Here is a 14,002-nt window from a genome sequence, read left to right on the forward strand (position 1 = left end):
CCGACCGATGCCGCACGTGCGCCGGCGCCGACATTGAGGACGTTGATGGGCAGAATGCCCGAGGTCTCGACATTGGTGCGATCGCCGAACGTGTAGCCGGCGTGGATACCGGCATAGAAGCCCGACCAGTTATAGATCGGCGCAACCACTGGCGCGGCCTTGGTGTACATCCGCGGCGCCATATCGGCTGCGAAAGCCGGTCCGGCGAGCGCGACCAGCGCGACCGTTCCGAGCAACATCTTCTTCATCGTCAGTCCCCTTTGCAGTGCCGCGTCGATTCAACAGTGGCTGCGGAGACGATAGGTGGCGTTGCGACGGCGAACTGTTACGGATTTAGCGCAGTGACGCGGGATCACCCGACGCCAAGCTTTAAAAGGTACTCAAGGAACGTAATCGCCCGAGATTGGTAAGCGGGTGGCATGCGTCACGAACGCACAGGCGGACGATGTGGAGTTTAATTCGGCCGCTTGCGCTTATGCGCGAACGGATTCGCCTTTTCTCGCAGGGTGATGCGGATCGGCGTGCCCGGCAATTCGAACGCTTCACGCATGCTGTTGGTGAGGTAGCGCAGATAGCTGGTCGGCACCGCATCGGCACGCGAGCAGAACACGACGAAACTCGGCGGACGCGCCTTGGTCTGCGTGATGTAGTTCAGCTTGAGTCGCCGTCCCGACACAGCCGGCGGCGGATTGTTGCCGATGGCATCTTCGAACCAGCGGTTCAGCGCAGCGGTCGCGATACGCCGGTTCCAGATCTTGTAGGACTCCTGGATCGCTCCCATCAGGCGATCGATGCCCTCGCCCATCAGGCCGGAGATCGCAACGATCGGCACGCCCTTGATCTGCGGTAGCCAGTGATCGGCCTCGGTGCGCAGCTGGCCGATCATGCCGCCACGTTTTTCGACAAGGTCCCACTTGTTGACCGCGAGCACCAGCGCGCGACCTTCACGCTCGACCAGATCGGTGATGCGCAGATCCTGCTCTTCAAACTTGTTCTGCGAGTCCATCATCATCACGACGACTTCGGCAAAGCGGATCGCGCGCAATGCATCGGCGACCGAGAGCTTCTCCAGCTTCTCCTCGATGCGCGAGCGGCGACGCAGGCCGGCGGTATCGAACAGGCGGAAGTTGCGGCCCTTGTAGTCCAGCTCCACGGAAATCGAGTCGCGCGTGGTGCCGGCTTCCGGCGAGGTCAGCAGACGCTCCTCGCCGAGCAGATAATTGATGGTCGTGGACTTGCCGGCATTGGGGCGGCCGACAATGGCAACGCGGATCGGACGCGTGGCGATTTCCTCGTCGGTCCACTCTTCCGCGATCGGCTCTTCGTCGTCCTCATCCTCGACCGGCACCGGCATCAGTTTGGCGAGTTCGTCATAGAGTTCGCCCATGCCTTCGCCATGCTCGGCGGAAACCTGGATGGGATCACCAAGGCCGAGCGCGTAGGATTCCATCGCGCCGACTTCGCCATGCTTGCCTTCGCTCTTGTTGGCGAGCAGCAGCACCGGCTTGTTGGCGCGGCGCGCGAAATCCGCGAAAGCGCGGTCATTCGGCGTCAGGCCCATGCGCGCATCGATCACGAAGAACAGCGCGTCGGCGAGCGCGATCGCCGTCTCGGTCTGCTCCTGCATGCGCGCGGTGAGCGAACCTTTCGCGCCTTCGTCGAGGCCGGCAGTGTCGATGATGGTGAATTCGAGATCGCCAAGGCGCGCAGCCCCCTCGCGGCGATCGCGGGTGACGCCGGGCGTGTCATCGACAAGCGCCAGCTTCTGTCCGACCAGACGGTTGAACAGCGTGGACTTGCCGACATTGGGTCGGCCGATAATGGCAATCGTGTAAGAAGACATGGGGCGATCCGTGCGCCCGTTATGGACGTTCTGTCAATGTGCGCTTACGCGCGAGGTTAGCGTGAAAAACTGCCCGAGGGCATCGGTGCCGGGAAGCCGCCGGATGGCTGCGACTGCTGTGCAGGCGCGGCCGGAGCTGCAGCCGGCTCTTCCGGCGGCGGCGCGGTGGTGCGGCGGCGGGTGATCTTGCGACCGGCCGGCGGCTGGGCAACGCCGGCGGCACTGCCCTCTTCCGCAGCGGCGGGCGAGCCGTCCTGGCGCACGGTGCCGACCTCGACATCACCTCGGCTCTTGGACTTGGACGCCTTGCGACCGCTCGGCGCACCGGGCGCGGGTTGCGGCGGCGGGGCCGCGGCGGCGGCAGCAGCGGCCTGTTCCGCCTGCTGGCGCTGCTGGCTTTCCTTGTAGAGATCGCGCGGCACGCCCTGTTCGAGACCAGGAACGCCTTCGGGGAAGACCGGACGGCGGTCGCCGGGGAGCTTTTTCTTGGTGTCCATGAAGTCGAGCAGATCCGACGGATCCCAGCTGGACGCGCCGCCGCAGCCCGTCAGCACGCTCGCGAGCGTGACGAGAACAGCAGCGGAAACAAGACGTTGCATCGACGAACGCATGGGCTTCTCACTCAAACTCAATCAGCTCTTGGCCGCGGGCGGCAGCAAAGCTTGCAGCGACTCGGCGCGGGTGCGGATGCTGGATGGCGTTTCGCTGTCGTTGGAAATCGCCTCGACCCATTTGCGGGTCTCAGGGGCATTGCCCGCCTTCCAGGCGGCCAAAGCGAGCAGTTCGCGGGCGGAATGGCGATAGGTGCTGGTGGCGGCCGTGGCGGGCTCGAGCTTGGCCTGCAGCGCATCGTAAGCTGCTGATTCCACAAGCAAAGCGCCAGCGCGGACGCGGGCAAGATCCTTTTCGGGGGCACCGACCGTGGTGTCGGCGATCACTTCGTCATAAAGCTTTACGGCTGCGGCCACATCGCGCTTCGACGCCTCACCCGCGGCGCGCAGGCGCGCCATGGTGCGGTAGCCCGAGGGCGCTTCGGATGCGAGCTTGAGGAACGCGGCCTCGGCTTCCGCGGGCTTGTTCTGCTCGGACAATTCCGAAGCCTTGTCAAAGGCTTCGCCGGCCGCGGCGGCCTTCTTGGCCTCGAAATAGGAATAAGCGCGCCAGCCGCCGACGCCGCCGACGATCAGGATCGCGACCAGGATGATCAGCAGGGAATACTTTTCCCAGATCCTCTTGAGCTGCTCGCGACGCAGGTCCTCGTCGACTTCATTAAATAATTCAGACACTTCAAGATTTCCTGTGACGGATCGGCCGCGCTCACCCCGAGCAGCGCAGAGGCCATCGCCCGCGCGTTGCGGCGGCGATACCCTAGCGTTATGGCGTTGGCAAGGCAAAGCCAACGCGATCAAGGCGTTATCCTGAAAAGCTTAATACATAAACCGATTTGCGCGTGTCAGTTCATGCCCCCGGCCCCGCCGCTGGTGCGGCCATTGGCATTGAAATCGGCGCCGTTATCGCCGAAGGCGGAGTTGGCATTGTTGCCGCCGAGTGCTGCGTTTCCGCGCACAAGTGCAGCGGGATCAACGACTTGGCGCGGCTGCTCGGCGCGCGGCCGGGGCTGTTGCGGCCGCCTTGCGTCCTCACAGTGGCCGGCTTGCGGCAGCAGCGCCAGAACGGCGGCAAAGCCGAGTAGTTTCAAGGTCTTCATGGGAATCGTCCTTCGCACGCTGCCCTGCCGATTCAACACCGGAATATGCGCCGAATTCCCATTCGCGCGCGCATTTCTTGCGGCCACATTGTGGCCGAGGCCTCACGCCTTCGGCTTGCCACCATAGACATGCTCCGGCCCCGGAAACGCGCGCGAGCGCACCTCGGTGGCGTAGCCTTCGATGGCCGCCTCGATCATGGAACCGAGATTGCCATACTTCTTCACGAACTTCGGCACCCGCGCATTGAGGCCAAGCATGTCTTCCAGCACCAGCACCTGACCATCGCAGGCCGAACTCGCGCCGATGCCGATGGTGGGGATCGCGATCGTCTGCGTGATTTTTCGCGCAACCGGTTCGGCGACGGCTTCGATCACGACGGAGAACGCACCGGCCTGCGCCACCGCGATCGCATCATTCTGAATCGGGCCGCTCACATTCTCGCCGCGTGCAAGCGCGTCGGCTTCCTCTTTCCCCTGCGAGCGGAACGAGCCCAGCGCGTTGATCGATTGCGGCGTGAGGCCAATATGCGCCATCACGGGAATGCCGCGTTCGGCGAGAAACGCAATCGTCTCGGCCATGCGCGCACCGCCTTCGAGTTTGACGGCGCCGCAATGCGTCTCCTTCATGATGCGCGCGGCGGAATGGAAGGCCTGCTCCTTCGAGGCTTCATACGACCCGAACGGCATGTCGACGACGACGAGCGATTGCTTCGAGCCGCGCATGACCGCGTGCCCTTGCAGGATCATCATCTCCAGCGTCACCGGCACCGTGGTCTCGAAGCCGTGCATGACATTGCCGAGGCTGTCGCCGACGAGAATGACATCGCAATAGCGATCGACCAGCGAGGCCGTATGCGCGTGATACGAGGTGAGCATCACGATCGGCTCGCCGTTCTTGCGCGCCAGAATATCGGGTGCAGTCTTGCGTTTGACGGCGGTTTGAATCGACATGGATTAAGCTCCAAACACGGGCACGCCGATCACCACAGGGTGGAAGGCGAACGCCAAAGCGAGATAAGCGACGACACCGACACCGACGGCAATCGCATCGTTGGCCACACCGCCGACGGGGATCGGCGGCGCGCCGCTATCGGGGCGGCGCTTCAGCGAGATGCGATCGATCACCGCCCAGGCGAGAAACGAGCCGAACAGGATGATCGAGCCGAGATCGCCATTGGCGAGCAGATGCGACAGCGCCCACAGTTTGATGCCGGCGAGCATCGGATGTTTCAGCGTGGTGTAGATGCGGCCGCGAATATAGGAGGCGGCGACCATGATGACCGCGGGCAGCATCAGCAGAATGGTGATGTGCTTCATCGCTGTCGGCGGATACCAGACATTGATCCAGCCGGTGGCGCGGTATTGCGCATAGCCCCAGACGATCAGCGCCAGACCAACCACGGACACCAGCGAGAACGCGATCTTGTAACCGCCCTCGCCGATCCGCGCGATCAGGTCGGCACGTGCATTGCGTTTGGTGATGAAGAGATGGATGCCGAGAAACAGCACGAGGCCAAGGATCATCACGCTCAAGCCCATGATCGTCGTCCTCCCGCAGGGCGGTTGCGTGCCGGATGGGTTGCTCGCCCCGAAATTCCAATTATGGTCCCGCTCGCTTCATGGTCGGGCAGGACGACGTCCGGTATCACTTTTCTGGGGAAACGCGCAATGCTGCGAAACGCCACCACCACTCACCTCGCCCGCATGGCGCTCGCAGCCGCACTGCTTTTTGCCGTGCCCAGTGCCGCCTCTGCACAATCCGTCTGGCCGCCGAAATTCGTGCGCATCATCGTGCCGTTCGGCCCCGGCGCGAGCCCAGATATCGTTGGCCGCGTGCTGGCCGACAGTCTGTCCGCGCGGCATCCCGGCACCAATTTCGTGGTGGAGAATAAGCCCGGCGCGTCCGGCAATATCGGCACCGACGCCATCGCCAAGGCTGCGCCGGATGGCTCCACGATCGGCATCTCACTCGGCGGCCCGCTGGCCATCAACACGCTGCTGTTCGCAAAGCTGCCCTACAATCCCGACACCGACATCGCGCCGATCACGCTGTTGACGCAGCTGCCGAGCGCGCTCGCGGTGCCCACAAGTCTGGGCGTCAGTTCGGTGGCGGAGCTGCTGGCCAAGGCGAAGGCCGACAGCAAGGAGCTCGCTTACGGCTCGATCGGCGTCGGCACGCTGTCGCAGATCTGCATGGAGGCGATCGCGCAGAAGGCCGGAGTCAGCATGGTGCACATCCCGTATCCCTCGTCGCCGGCTGCAACCACCGCGCTGATCCGCAGCGATGTGCAGGTGGCGTGCCTGCCGGCCATCGGCGTGACCCCGCAGCTCTCGACGGGCGCGGTGAAGATTCTCGCGGTGACGACGGCGCAACGCTCGCCGTTCCTGCCCGATGTGCCGACGCTGAAGGAAAGCGGCATCGACGTGCAGTCGGATGCGTGGAATGCGCTGGTGGGTCCGGGTGGTCTGCCGAAGGATGTGGTGGCCGCGATCAACGCAGAAGTGCGCAAGACGCTGACCGAGCCCGCGGTGATCGAGAAGCTGAAGGCGCAACTGATCACGCCCTCGCCGACCACGCCGGAGGAATTGAAGAAGCGCATGAATGACGAGAAGGCGCTTTGGGCCGATGTGATCAAGGCGGCGAAGATCAGGATTGAGTGATCTCGCCCGGGCCGCGCGGCTCTAGCCCGACCTCTCCCCGCCCTTGTGCAGGAGAGGTTGAGGACAGGCCGTAGGGCGGATGAGGCGAAGCCGTCATCCGCCCCGGCGTTTCAGTTGTGAACCCGGCCGGCGGATGACGCTGCGCTCATCCGTCCTACGCGGCTATTCGGCCCAGGCCAGCAAACGCGCCCGCAGGCGCAAATAGCTCTCATCCAACACATAGCCGACGATGCCCATCGCGATGATGTAGACGAATACGGTGGACGTCTCGAACAGGCGGCGTGCGACGGTGAGAAGACCACCGAGACCGCCGCCACCACCGACCATTTCGGCGGTGAAGGTGGTCAAGAGAGCGAGCGGAATCGCGACCCGGATGCCGCTCAGCAGTGACGGCAACGTCGCTGGAAGAATGACCTTGAACAGGATCTTGTTGGGATGGGCGCCCATGGCTTGCGCTGCCCAGAGAAGATTGAGAGGGACTGTGCGTGCCCCTTCCCGCGTTGCGACCACGATCGGGAAAACGCAGGTGAACGCAACCAATGCAATCTTCGACAGGTCCGCAATGCCGAACCAAAGAATGAAGATTGGTAACAGCGTGATCTTCGGGATAGGCAAACCGAGCGTCACCAGCGGGCCGAAAAACCAGTCGAGGCGCGACACCCGCGCCATACAGAGGCCGAGAACGACGCCGAAGGCGAGAGCCAGCGACAGGCCGGCCGCGGTACGCCAGAGGCTCTGCATCAGTGGCGCCACCAGTTCGCCGTTCTGAAACAGAACAACCGCACGCAAGGCGATGTCCGACAGCGCCGGCAGAAAGGCCGGACGCATAAGACCGAACCGCGACGCCGCTTCCCAGACAATGATCAACAGTCCAGGCGAGATCATTTTCGCGGCGATGAGTTGCATGCGTTTCGTCATCATCGTGGCGACCATCATCCAAGACGCTGCGACGGATCGGCCCAACGCAGCCAGATATTGCCCAGCACCACCATCAGCCAGTCGCCGCCGAAGGCGATGGCGATGGTCAGCGCGACCGCGGCGAACATGTAGTCATAGGCCCCGCTCTCGCCGTAGAGAAACATCACCTTGCCCATGCCCTTGCTGGCCACGATCATTTCAGATGCGACGGTGACGACGAAGGCGATGCTGACCGCGATGCGCGTGCCGATCAGGATGCTGTGCTGCGCGACATTGAGATAGAGCCGCCAGAACATGCGATGCGACGGCGTGCCGAGGCTGCGCGCGCTCCACACCAGCACCCGCGGCGCTGCAAGCACGCCGTGATAGGTATAGACCACCACAGGCAACAGACAGGCAAAGGCCACGGTCAGGATATTCGTCAGGCCGCCGATGCCGAACCACAGGATGAACAGCGGGACGAGCGCCGTCTTGGGCAGCGAATAGGTCGACTTCACCAGCGGATCGAAAATGATCTCCACCTTTGGCGACAGCGCCATGCCAGCCCCCAGCACGATGCCGAGCACTGTCCCGATGGCAAAGCCGACCACTGCGGTCACCAGGGTGGTGAGCAGATCCGCGAAGATCTCGCCTTCCTGAATAAGGTCTGCGATAGCCGCAAGCACCCGCACCGGCGATGGAAGAAAATCAGGCGACACCGCCCCCGTCGCACTCGCGAACTGCCACACAACGAGCACCGCGAGAAATGGCACCAATGCCGATAGACGTTTTGTCCAGTGCACGGTCATGCCGCCACGACCGGACTGGATGCCGAGACTTCATGCCGGAGCGCCAACCAGACATCGTTGCGCAATTGCGTGAAAGCACCGGAGACCATCAACTGCTCCCGGCTCAAGGAGCGGTCCAGGTTGATGGCAAATTCGTTGATGATGCGGCCTGGCCGCTTCGACATCACGCAAACACGGTCCGACAGATAAACGGACTCGGCAACGTCATGGGTGACCATCAGCACGGTCTTCTTCGACGCGCTCCAGAGCCGCAGGAGTTCATCCTGCATCACTTCGCGGGTCTGCGCATCGAGCGCGCCGAAGGGTTCGTCGAGCAGCAACACATCCGGCTCGTAAGCGAATGTCCTGGCCAGTGCCACGCGCTGCTTCATGCCGCCGGACAATTCGCGCGGATAGCGTTTCTAGAAACCGGCAAGACCGATGAGCTCGATATAGCGTTCGACAATCGGCTTGTAGCGGCCGGGCATCATGCCCTGCTGCACCAGCCCATAGGCGATGTTGTCGAACACCGTCATCCAGGGAAACAGCGCATATTCCTGGAAGACGATCCCCCGATCGGTCCCCGGCGCCGTGATCTCCATGCCCCTGACTTTCAACGACCCGGTCGTGGGCGCGATGAAGCCGCCAAGCGCATACAGCAATGTGCTCTTGCCGCATCCCGACGGCCCCACGATGGAAACGAATTCGCCCTTGCGAATTGTCAGGTTGACGTCATCCAGCGCTTTGACGTCGGCGCGCTCGCCGAACATCTTGGTGACGCCACTGACTTCGATCGTCGGTATCGCAGTCGACATGATGTGTTCGATCGTCCTTCAAGAGCGTCTGGCCGACTATCCGGCCAGCAAAACCACTGCGAGATTCATGCCGTGGGGATCAGGTGGCGATCCACAGATCGGACAGGATCGTGCAGCCCGGAATGGGAAGGCGTGACGGGATCTTCAGCGTGCTGGTCGCCGGCACGCCGTCGGGGAAAACCGCGTTGCGCGCGGTCAATGTCGCCGCGTATTCGCCGAGATCGGTATGGATCAGATGATGGCGGACGGCCTTTGCCAGGCGTGTGCCGCCCGCTTCGCACAAGGCGGCCGCATCCTGCATGATCTCCTGCATTTGAACGGCCGCCGTGTCCTTCACATAGGGATAATGCGGACTGACGCGCGCGGCCGGGGCAAGCCCCTGCGCATCGCCGGCCATCAGGCCCGATAAAAACAGGAAATCGCCGGCACGGATGGCCTGAGATTCATGGAATACGCGGCGGCGCGCCCGATCGGCATGCACGACTTCCTTGCGGACCGCACCATGATCGGTGACGGCGACGATGGTGATCTCGATCGTGGTACCGCTGACACCAAGACTGTGGACGGGATAGACCGTGCGCGCGGGCGGATCGTTCGGGAATGCCTCCCGCCAGATCTTGTCGACCCGTGGCAGATCATTGATATCGGTCAGATAGACCTGCGCCTTGACCACGTTGCACAGCGACGAGCCTGCAGCCTCCAGCGTCAGCGCGATATTGTGCAGGATATATCTGGTCTCCCGCTCGATCTGGTTGTTGCCCCAGTGAAAGGCGGTGCCGCGGACTTCGGGCGCCAGACCGTTGCGCCAGTCGGTGGCGATCTGCCCGGCGAGGAAGATGTAGTCGCCGGCCTTGCTGGCCGCGGTATACAGCCCCAGCGGCGACGGCACCTTGTCGCTGTTGATGGCTTCGATGCGCGTCGTGCCGGACGGCGCCAATGCCACAAGATCGACCAGGATATTGGCATCGGGCGCCAGCAGTCCGTCGATATGAACCGACTGGCTGCTGGGACGCGGCGCTGGAATCGTCGCGCCGCGCACGGCCTGATAGGATTCCATCACGTCGCGCACCACCGGAAACTGATCGATGCGCACCACATCCGACAAGGTCGCCCCGCCCGCTTCGACCACGCGCCCAAGCCGCGCAAGGATGCTGCGCGCCTCTCGGACAAAAGCGCCCTCGCCTGCCAGTGGCACGGCTTCATTGCCGCGGGCGTCGCCTGCCAAGCCGGCCTCATAGTCCGATGCCATCTGCCCGGAGACAAAAATCCAGTCCTTGTAGCGAATACCGCATGAGAAGGACTCGGGCGGCACCGGCATGCCGGACGGGGTTATGACGCGACGTGTCATCGATCGTTCGATCCTCAAGTTGCTCGAACAATCACTCATCTTGATGTTCGTTAATAATAAGAATGTTCGAACATCTTGATCAACACAAGCTCATTTTGTTAGCATGGCTTGACGAGTTGACGTGCATCGTCGATGCCGGACTCGGCGGCAGATGAAAGGACCATTTCGGATGGGCGACTGGATCACATTGACCAGCTCCGACGGGCATCAACTGGCGGCCTATGAAGCAAAGCCCGCGCAGCCGCGCGGCGGCCTCGTGCTGCTGCAGGAGGTGTTCGGCCTCAACAGCTATATCCGTGCGCGATGCGAGCATTATGCGACGTTGGGCTATCACGTCGTCGCGCCCGCCCTGTTCGACCGGATCCGTCCCGACCTGCAGCTTGGCTACAGCATGGAAGATGGGCTGAAGGGGCGCGCCATTCGCGAGTCGCTGGACTGGCCCGACGTCCTCATGGATACGCGCGCAGCAGTGGATCGCCTTGCCGGCTCGGGCCCGATCGGTGCGATCGGCTATTGCTGGGGCGGCACCATCGCCTGGCTCGCAGCGACGCGTTTCCCGGAGATCAAGGCTGCGTCCTGCTATTACGGCACGCAGATCCTGCAATTCGCGAGCGAGCGCCCGGCCTGCCCGGTGCAGATGCATTTTGCCGAACGCGACCACGTGGTGTCGCTCGCCGATGTCGCCAAGATCGAGCAGCTCACGGCCGGACAGCCCGTCGAGATCCACATCTATCCCGCCGAGCACGGCTTTGCCTGCGACGAGCGCGAGGCATATCACCCGGCAAGCGCGGAGGCCGCCAACCAGCGCACCCAGGCGCTGTTCAAGGCTCAGCTCGGCTAACGCGGAAGCGGAAAATGGCTGCCTCTCACGAGGCAGCCATTTTTGTCACGTGTTGCAGGACGCCGGCAGATAGCTGGTATCGATGACTTTCGCCGCATCGAACGCGCCGTCGAAGATGCCGGCCTTGATCACCGCATCGATCGGGCGCTGCAGCTGCTCGGCACCGATGCAGGCGGTTTCCGCGCGATAGTAATCGTCCTTGGTGGCGAAATAGGACATGGCGCCGGGCTGCGCCTTGGCGATCTGCTCGGCGATCTTCACGGCTTCCGGCTGGTTCGCATACAGCCACTGCAGGCCGGCGACATAGTCGGCGAGATAGGCTTTGACCACCGCCCCATTGGCCGCGAGGAATTTCTTGCGCGCCGCCTGGCACACGACCGAGAGATTGCCGAACGCATCGCCGTAATTGAACACGGGATGGAGACCGCCCTTGGCTTTCTCGTTCGCCATGAACGGATTGATGAAGCTGCCGCAATCGATGCGCTTCTCGCGCAAGGCGGGCCCCATATTCGGAAACGAAACCTCGACCACCTGAACGTCCTTCTTCGGATCGAGCCCGGCTTTTTTCAGGACGACCTGCAGCGCCATGTCGAGCGGCGTGCCGAAACCGACCACGCCGATGACCTTGCCTTTGAGATCGGCCACCGTCTTGATCGCGCTGTCGCTGCGCGCGAAGAACGTGTTGCTGGCCCAGCCCGGCTTGCCGTCCTGGAACAGATCCGCGATCACCGAAATGCCGCCCGGCACGATGTCCTTGCGCACAGCCGCGAGAATATTGACGAAGCCTGCGGAGGCGATATCGGCCTGCTCCGCCGCCAGCAGCGCCGTTGCCTCCGCCGCATTGCGCGTGCTGACGAAATCGACCGTGTAGACGCTGCCGTAACTCTTCAGCACACCGGTCTTCTGCATCGCCGGACTGAACACGACGGTCTGCGGCTCGCTCGGCCCGATGCCGCCGGCGGTCGCATATCGGATGGTCGTCGCCGCGGCCCGTGCCGCAGACGCACCGATCACCGCGGTCGCGGCAAGCGAGCCCGCTGCCGCCAGCACACTGCGCCGCGACATGCGCGGTCGGGACATGGACAGATCGACGAGGCCTTGCGGTTGACGTTTCATCGCGTACGACTCCTGCTTTCAGTTGCCAATTTGCTTTGGAGAAATGTCCGGCGCCGTTCCGCCCGGCACCGTCGGCCGCGGGGCCTGCTTGCCGAAAATGGCGGCGATGCAAGCGCCGGCAAAAATGAGCATGGCGCCGGCGAACACCGCCGAACTGATCCGGTCGCCGAACAGCAGACTCCCGATCGCGAAAGCCCAGACGATGCGCACGAAGTCCACCGGCATGATGACCGATGTCTCCGCAAGCTTGGATGCCCGCGACAACGCCAACTGGCCCAGCGTGGCGAAGAACGCCATCACGCACAGCATCAGGAATTGCGGCCAGCTGGGCCACTGCCAGACCGAGATCGCAGGCACCAGCGTGATCGGTACGAGAAAGATGGCAACATAGGCCGTGATCGTCAGGCTGGACTCCGTGCGCGCGAGATCACGCACCGACACCATCACCAGCCCGAAGAACACCGACGACAACAGGATCAGCAACGCGCCCCATGAAAACATGCCGGCACCGGGACGAACGATCACCAGCACGCCGGCAAATCCCAGCAGCAGGCCGACGATCTTCCAGATCGACAGTTTCTCTTTCAGCAGCACGGACGCGAGGATCGCAGCCGCCAGCGGCCCCGTGAATCCAAGCGCCGTCGCATCCGCCAGCGGCACCACGCTGAGACCGACAAAATAGCAAAGCATGAAGCCGGCATTGAACAGCGCCCGGATGAAGTGCCCCATCGGCCGCTGTGTTCGCAGCCCGGCGAAACGGTTCGGGATCAGCATCGGAAGCACGAAGGCGACCCCGAGCAGATTACGGAAAAACGTGATCTCGAACGGATGCAATTCGGCGGAGATGAAGCGGATCGAGGCGTGATTGGCCGTCAGCATCACTGTCGATGCCAACATCCATGCAATGCCCTGCCAGCGCTCACGATCTTCAGACGACATGTTCCGACCAGTTTCCGGCAGACGGCTCCATCGACCAGGCTGCCGGCGCATCCGCTATGATTTCCTTCATAATATAAATGTTCGAACATTTTTAGGAATGACGAAATTTAGGCATAGACTGGACATATCTTCAGCAGTTACCTAATCGTCGGGTTGAGGACCGGAACGGACCATGATCGATCGAGACCAGCCACTGCCGTCCAAGACCTTGGGCGAGGAGATCTATCGCCGCCTGCGCTCGGACGTTCTGAGCGGGAGGCTGAAACCTGGTCAGCGCCTGCCCTTTCGTGACCTCAGCGCGAGCTATGGCATCGGCATCGCCCCGCTGCGCGAGGCGATGGCGCGCCTGACATCAGAGCAACTCGTCGATTTCGAAGGGCAGCGCGGTTTCACAGTATCTGCGATGAAATTCGAGGACCTGGAAGATCTGGCCGAGCAGCGCATCAATCTCTACCTGGAAGCGCTCAAACGCTCGATCGCGCGCGGCGACGAAAACTGGGAATGCGAGGTGCTGGTCGCCCTGCATATGCTGGAGCGATGCCCGCGGCCGCAACGCGAAGGCAGCGATGCTGCCTATGACGAATGGGAAACGCGGCATGAGCGTTTTCACCATAGCCTAATCGCAGCCTGCGGATCACGTTGGCTGATCAATTTCAGCACCATCCTGTCCGAGCAATATGGCCGCTATCGCCGCTATCTGACGATGGAGATGTCAGCATCGGACGACTACTGGGAGCGTATCCGGGTCGATCACAAGCTGCTGGTGGACCGCGCCATCGAGCGCGACGTCGAGGGCGCCGTGAATGCGGCGCGCGATCATCTATCGACCAATTTTCAGCAGATGCGTGAACTATACAACAGCCGGATCACGCAAGGCGACACGGAGCCCGCCTTCAAGGCGAAGCGCATGCCGGCCAGGAAACCGGCGCCGCGCGCGGCTCGCAAGGCGTCCGCCAAGCGCTAAGATTGCGGTCCTGCGTATCGCGCCAAGGATGCATCCCGCCGATCTCGCTTGCGGCTATTGTGCCTACGCCATGGTCGAGCTC

At 62.8% G+C, this 14,002-nt stretch carries 14 protein-coding genes and 2 pseudogenes; 3 read left to right on the forward strand and 13 right to left on the reverse strand.

Annotation, left to right across the window (positions count from 1 at the left end):
• The 7 genes and pseudogenes from ACIQ2A_RS14930 to ACIQ2A_RS14960 form a co-directional block, all read right to left on the reverse strand.
• A pseudogene (locus ACIQ2A_RS14930) lies at nucleotides 1-248 on the reverse strand (hypothetical protein); the annotation flags it as partial.
• Between the two features lie 206 nt (nucleotides 249-454).
• Nucleotides 455-1,843, reverse strand: a complete 1,389-nt coding sequence (der, locus tag ACIQ2A_RS14935; RefSeq protein ID WP_398480453.1) for a ribosome biogenesis GTPase Der — start codon at nucleotides 1,841-1,843, stop codon at nucleotides 455-457.
• A gap of 56 nt (nucleotides 1,844-1,899) precedes the next feature.
• On the reverse strand, nucleotides 1,900-2,454 hold the full coding sequence (locus tag ACIQ2A_RS14940; protein WP_398480455.1) for a hypothetical protein: 555 nt from the start codon (nucleotides 2,452-2,454) through the stop codon (nucleotides 1,900-1,902).
• A gap of 21 nt (nucleotides 2,455-2,475) precedes the next feature.
• A complete protein-coding gene (locus tag ACIQ2A_RS14945) occupies nucleotides 2,476-3,129 on the reverse strand; it encodes a tetratricopeptide repeat protein (protein WP_398480457.1) in 654 nt (217 codons plus the stop codon).
• Between the two features lie 167 nt (nucleotides 3,130-3,296).
• Entirely contained in the window at nucleotides 3,297-3,551 is a 255-nt protein-coding gene (locus ACIQ2A_RS14950) for a hypothetical protein (protein ID WP_398480459.1), read from the reverse strand.
• A 102-nt stretch (nucleotides 3,552-3,653) separates the two neighbouring features.
• Nucleotides 3,654-4,502 (reverse strand): 3-methyl-2-oxobutanoate hydroxymethyltransferase, encoded by an 849-nt coding sequence (gene panB, locus ACIQ2A_RS14955; RefSeq protein ID WP_398480461.1) that lies wholly within the window; start codon nucleotides 4,500-4,502, stop codon nucleotides 3,654-3,656.
• A 3-nt stretch (nucleotides 4,503-4,505) separates the two neighbouring features.
• Complete coding sequence (locus ACIQ2A_RS14960; protein WP_398480463.1) at nucleotides 4,506-5,090, reverse strand: NnrU family protein; 585 nt, start codon at nucleotides 5,088-5,090, stop codon at nucleotides 4,506-4,508.
• Between the two features lie 129 nt (nucleotides 5,091-5,219).
• Here ACIQ2A_RS14960 and ACIQ2A_RS14965 point away from each other — a divergent pair, with 129 nt between their 5' ends.
• Nucleotides 5,220-6,212, forward strand: a complete 993-nt coding sequence (locus ACIQ2A_RS14965; protein WP_398480465.1) for a Bug family tripartite tricarboxylate transporter substrate binding protein — start codon at nucleotides 5,220-5,222, stop codon at nucleotides 6,210-6,212.
• A gap of 162 nt (nucleotides 6,213-6,374) precedes the next feature.
• Here the strand turns inward: ACIQ2A_RS14965 and ACIQ2A_RS14970 are convergent, their stop codons facing one another.
• From ACIQ2A_RS14970 to ACIQ2A_RS14985, 4 genes and pseudogenes are all read right to left on the reverse strand, one after another.
• The gene (locus ACIQ2A_RS14970; RefSeq protein WP_398480467.1) at nucleotides 6,375-7,118 is read right to left on the reverse strand and encodes an ABC transporter permease; all 744 of its coding nucleotides are present in this window, start codon (nucleotides 7,116-7,118) and stop codon (nucleotides 6,375-6,377) included.
• A gap of 26 nt (nucleotides 7,119-7,144) precedes the next feature.
• The gene (locus ACIQ2A_RS14975) at nucleotides 7,145-7,918 is read right to left on the reverse strand and encodes an ABC transporter permease (protein WP_398480469.1); all 774 of its coding nucleotides are present in this window, start codon (nucleotides 7,916-7,918) and stop codon (nucleotides 7,145-7,147) included.
• Nucleotides 7,915-8,712, reverse strand: a pseudogene (locus ACIQ2A_RS14980) (ABC transporter ATP-binding protein). The gene ACIQ2A_RS14975 and the pseudogene ACIQ2A_RS14980 overlap by 4 nt, the downstream one beginning before the upstream one ends.
• A 79-nt stretch (nucleotides 8,713-8,791) precedes the next feature.
• Nucleotides 8,792-10,060: a RidA family protein gene (locus ACIQ2A_RS14985; RefSeq protein WP_398480471.1), complete on the reverse strand. Its 1,269-nt coding sequence runs from the start codon at nucleotides 10,058-10,060 to the stop codon at nucleotides 8,792-8,794.
• Between the two features lie 151 nt (nucleotides 10,061-10,211).
• On the opposite strand from ACIQ2A_RS14985, the gene ACIQ2A_RS14990 reads away from it, so the two are divergent.
• Nucleotides 10,212-10,901, forward strand: coding sequence for a dienelactone hydrolase family protein (locus tag ACIQ2A_RS14990; RefSeq protein ID WP_398480473.1), 690 nt, complete (start codon nucleotides 10,212-10,214; stop codon nucleotides 10,899-10,901).
• Nucleotides 10,902-10,946: 45 nt separating this feature from the next.
• Here the strand turns inward: ACIQ2A_RS14990 and ACIQ2A_RS14995 are convergent, their stop codons facing one another.
• A complete protein-coding gene (locus ACIQ2A_RS14995; protein WP_398480475.1) occupies nucleotides 10,947-12,017 on the reverse strand; it encodes an ABC transporter substrate-binding protein in 1,071 nt (356 codons plus the stop codon).
• An 18-nt stretch (nucleotides 12,018-12,035) separates the two neighbouring features.
• Nucleotides 12,036-12,956 (reverse strand): DMT family transporter, encoded by a 921-nt coding sequence (locus ACIQ2A_RS15000; RefSeq protein WP_398480477.1) that lies wholly within the window; start codon nucleotides 12,954-12,956, stop codon nucleotides 12,036-12,038.
• A gap of 172 nt (nucleotides 12,957-13,128) precedes the next feature.
• On the opposite strand from ACIQ2A_RS15000, the gene ACIQ2A_RS15005 reads away from it, so the two are divergent.
• Nucleotides 13,129-13,920 carry a GntR family transcriptional regulator gene (locus ACIQ2A_RS15005; RefSeq protein ID WP_398480479.1) on the forward strand — a complete coding sequence of 264 codons (792 nt, stop codon included), beginning with the start codon at nucleotides 13,129-13,131 and terminating at the stop codon, nucleotides 13,918-13,920.
• Nucleotides 13,921-14,002 lie beyond the last annotated feature (82 nt).

This window comes from Tardiphaga sp., assembly GCF_044336785.1.
In the GTDB taxonomy this organism is placed as follows: domain Bacteria; phylum Pseudomonadota; class Alphaproteobacteria; order Rhizobiales; family Xanthobacteraceae; genus Tardiphaga.

What these genes read in the sequence shown, in the direction of transcription:
- ACIQ2A_RS14990 (WP_398480473.1), top strand. Translation starts at nt 10,212, where the DNA reads ATGAAAGGACCATTTCGGATGGGCGACTGGATCACATTGACCAGCTCC.
- ACIQ2A_RS14965 (WP_398480465.1), top strand. Translation starts at nt 5,220, where the DNA reads ATGCTGCGAAACGCCACCACCACTCACCTCGCCCGCATGGCGCTCGCA.
- ACIQ2A_RS14960 (WP_398480463.1), bottom strand. Translation starts at nt 5,090, where the DNA reads ATGGGCTTGAGCGTGATGATCCTTGGCCTCGTGCTGTTTCTCGGCATC.
- ACIQ2A_RS14975 (WP_398480469.1), bottom strand. Translation starts at nt 7,918, where the DNA reads ATGACCGTGCACTGGACAAAACGTCTATCGGCATTGGTGCCATTTCTC.
- ACIQ2A_RS14985 (WP_398480471.1), bottom strand. Translation starts at nt 10,060, where the DNA reads ATGACACGTCGCGTCATAACCCCGTCCGGCATGCCGGTGCCGCCCGAG.
- ACIQ2A_RS15005 (WP_398480479.1), top strand. Translation starts at nt 13,129, where the DNA reads ATGATCGATCGAGACCAGCCACTGCCGTCCAAGACCTTGGGCGAGGAG.
- ACIQ2A_RS14995 (WP_398480475.1), bottom strand. Translation starts at nt 12,017, where the DNA reads ATGAAACGTCAACCGCAAGGCCTCGTCGATCTGTCCATGTCCCGACCG.
- ACIQ2A_RS15000 (WP_398480477.1), bottom strand. Translation starts at nt 12,956, where the DNA reads ATGTCGTCTGAAGATCGTGAGCGCTGGCAGGGCATTGCATGGATGTTG.
- ACIQ2A_RS14950 (WP_398480459.1), bottom strand. Translation starts at nt 3,551, where the DNA reads ATGAAGACCTTGAAACTACTCGGCTTTGCCGCCGTTCTGGCGCTGCTG.
- ACIQ2A_RS14970 (WP_398480467.1), bottom strand. Translation starts at nt 7,118, where the DNA reads ATGCAACTCATCGCCGCGAAAATGATCTCGCCTGGACTGTTGATCATT.
- panB (WP_398480461.1), bottom strand. Translation starts at nt 4,502, where the DNA reads ATGTCGATTCAAACCGCCGTCAAACGCAAGACTGCACCCGATATTCTG.
- der (WP_398480453.1), bottom strand. Translation starts at nt 1,843, where the DNA reads ATGTCTTCTTACACGATTGCCATTATCGGCCGACCCAATGTCGGCAAG.
- ACIQ2A_RS14940 (WP_398480455.1), bottom strand. Translation starts at nt 2,454, where the DNA reads ATGCGTTCGTCGATGCAACGTCTTGTTTCCGCTGCTGTTCTCGTCACG.